This window comes from Mycobacterium colombiense (genome assembly GCF_003284975.1).
GTDB classification, from domain to species: domain Bacteria; phylum Actinomycetota; class Actinomycetes; order Mycobacteriales; family Mycobacteriaceae; genus Mycobacterium; species Mycobacterium europaeum_A.
The window spans coordinates 1-2,592 of record NZ_QMEU01000212.1; the positions used below are offsets into that span (position 1 = coordinate 1).

Consider the following 2,592-nt stretch of genomic DNA (forward strand, 5'->3'; position numbering starts at 1 on the left):
CTGGTGCCCCGCGCCGAGGTGCTGCGGCCCGGCCTCCTGGCGTTGCCGGTGCGCGGGGCGGCCCGCTATTTCGGGTCCGAGGCCACCGCCGCCGAACGCCTGATCGATGCGGTGGCCGCCGCCGGCGCCGAGTGTCAGGCCGGGATCGCCGACCGGTTGTCCACCGCGGTCTTCGCGGCCCGGGCGGGCCGGATCGTCGAGCCGGGAGGCGACGCGAAATTTTTGTCGGTGCTGTCCATCCGCCAACTCGCCACCGAACCGAGCCTGTCCGGTGCCGGCCGCGAAGAACTGACGGACCTGTTGTGGCGGATGGGGATTCGCACCATCGGGCAGTTCGCCGCGCTATCGCGCAGCGACGTGGCCTCCAGATTCGGCGCCGACGGGGTGACCGCGCACCGGTTGGCCTGCGGCGAGCCCGAACGGCCGCCCTCCGGGCGGGAGCCGCCCGGCGACCTCGAGGCCGTGCTGGACTGCGATCCGCCGATCGACCGGGTCGACGCCGCGGCGTTCGCCGGGCGGTCGCTGGCCGGCAAGCTGCATCAGGCGCTGATGGACGCCGGGGTGGGATGCACCCGGCTGGCCATCCACGCCGTCACCGCCAACGGCGAAGAACTGCACCGGGTGTGGCGATGCGCCGAGCCGTTGACCGAGGATGCCACCGCCGATCGGGTGCGCTGGCAGCTCGACGGGTGGTTGAGCAGCCGCACCGCGCGGACTCCCCGTCCCACCGCCGCGGTGACGCTGTTGCGGCTGGCCGCGGTGGAGGTGGTCTCGGCCGAGGCGCTGCAGTTGCCGCTCTGGGGCGGCCTGGGCGAGGAGGACAGGCTGCGGGCCCGCCGGGCGCTGGTGCGGGTGCAGGGCCTGCTCGGTCCGGAGGCGGTGCGAGTGCCGGTGCTGTCCGGCGGACGCGGCCCGGCCGAGCGCATCACGCTGATCCCGCTCGGTGACGAGCCGGTGCCGCGGGCCGATCCCGATCTGCCGTGGCCCGGCCGGCTGCCCGAGCCGTCGCCGGCGGTGCTGCTGGACGACCCGGTGGAACTGCTTGACGACCAAGGGAATCCGATACGGGTGACCATCCGGGGGTTGTTCTCCGCCGACCCGGCGCGCATCGTCGCCCATGGCCGGGACGAGCGGCTGTGCTGGTGGTCCGGGCCCTGGCCGGTCGACGAGCGGTGGTGGGATCCCGACCTGGCCAAGGGCCGCACCGCCCGCGCCCAGGTGTTGCTGGAGAGCGAGCGTGCGCTGCTGCTGTGCTATCGCCAGCGGCGCTGGTATGTGGAGGGGAGTTACGAATAGCGTTGTTATTGAGCGTATTCGACGCGCCGCAACGCGTCGGGGGTGAGGTCCTTGAGCGAGGAATACCCGTCGACGGCCATGATCAGGTCTGCTTCGGCCAGCAGCGAGCGCAGGACGTGCACGACGCCGTCGACACCACCGACCGCCAGCCCGTAGGCGTACGGGCGGCCGATCCCCACGGCGGTCGCCCCCAGCGCGAGCGCCTTGATGATGTCGGCGCCACCGCGCACCCCGGAGTCGAACAGCACCGGCATCCCGTCGGCGGCCTCGACCACCTCTGGCAGGCAATCCAGGCAGGCCAGCCCGCCGTTGGCTTGCCGCCCGCCGTGGTTGGAGCAGTAAATGCCGTCCACGCCAATGTCTTTGGCGCGGCGCACGTCGTCGGGATGGCAGATGCCCTTGACCATCAGCGGCAGGCTGGTCTCGGCCCGCAGCCACTCGAGGTCCGTCCACCGGAACGGGCCGCCGAAGATCGGCAGCTTGCGCACCGCCGCCTCGGTGGCGTCTTCGCCCCGGCTCAGGTTGGCGCGAAAAACCGGGTCGCTGGTGTAGTTGGCCAGGCACCCGCTGGGCACCTGCGGATAGTTCCCGCCGCTCAGGTCGCGGGGGCGCCAGCCGGTGACCCAGGTGTCCAGCGTGACGGCGATGCCCTTGAAGCCGGCCGCCTCGGCCCGGTGCACCAGGCTGGCGGCCATTTTGCGGTTGGGGGGCGTGTACAGCTGGAAGAACGCCGGGGTGTCGCCGAGCTCGGCGGCGAGGCTTTCCATCGGGTCGGCCGACAGGGTCCCCACGAAAAACGGCACGCCGGTGCGAACCGAGGCGCGCGCACAGAGCATGTCCCCGTGCCCGTCGGGGTCGCACACCCCGATGACGCCGATGGGTGCCATGAAGATGGGCGACGGGAACCTGATGCCGAACAACTCGACGGACATGTCGCGCTGCTCCGGGGCGATCCCCATGCGCGGATACAGGCCCCACCGCTTGAAGGCCGCGCAGTTCGCGCGCTGGGTGTGCTCGTCACCGGCGCCGCCGGCCACATAGCCCAGCACCTTCGGCGTCATCGCCGCCGAGGCCTTCTCCTCCAGCTCCTCGAACCGGATCGGATACTGCGGCTGATTGCCGTGCAGCGACTGGTCGTACAGCTCGTTTTGATACTCGGCGAAGGCCATAGTCGGGGCTTTACCCCCCGCTTCGCCCACCAAACGAGGCCTTAGTACGCCTTAGTACCGCCCGAAGGCGATGGCCACGTTGTGTCCGCCGAAGCCGAACGAGTTGTTGATGGCGTACTCGTAGTTG

General features: G+C 71.2%; 3 protein-coding genes. 1 reads left to right on the top strand and 2 read right to left on the bottom strand.

The window, feature by feature from the left end; genetic code table 11:
• Window positions 1–1,296, top strand: a 1,296-nt coding sequence (locus tag DQP58_RS26465; RefSeq protein WP_112710976.1) for a DNA polymerase Y family protein, incomplete at its 5' end; no start/stop codon positions are given.
• A 5-nt stretch (window positions 1,297–1,301) separates the two neighbouring features.
• Here DQP58_RS26465 and DQP58_RS26470 read toward each other — a convergent pair.
• Entirely contained in the window at window positions 1,302–2,465 is a 1,164-nt protein-coding gene (locus DQP58_RS26470) for an alpha-hydroxy-acid oxidizing protein (protein WP_112710977.1), read from the bottom strand.
• A gap of 51 nt (window positions 2,466–2,516) precedes the next feature.
• Window positions 2,517–2,592 (bottom strand): hypothetical protein (locus tag DQP58_RS27360; RefSeq protein WP_231122602.1); only part of this gene is annotated, 76 nt, incomplete at its 5' end.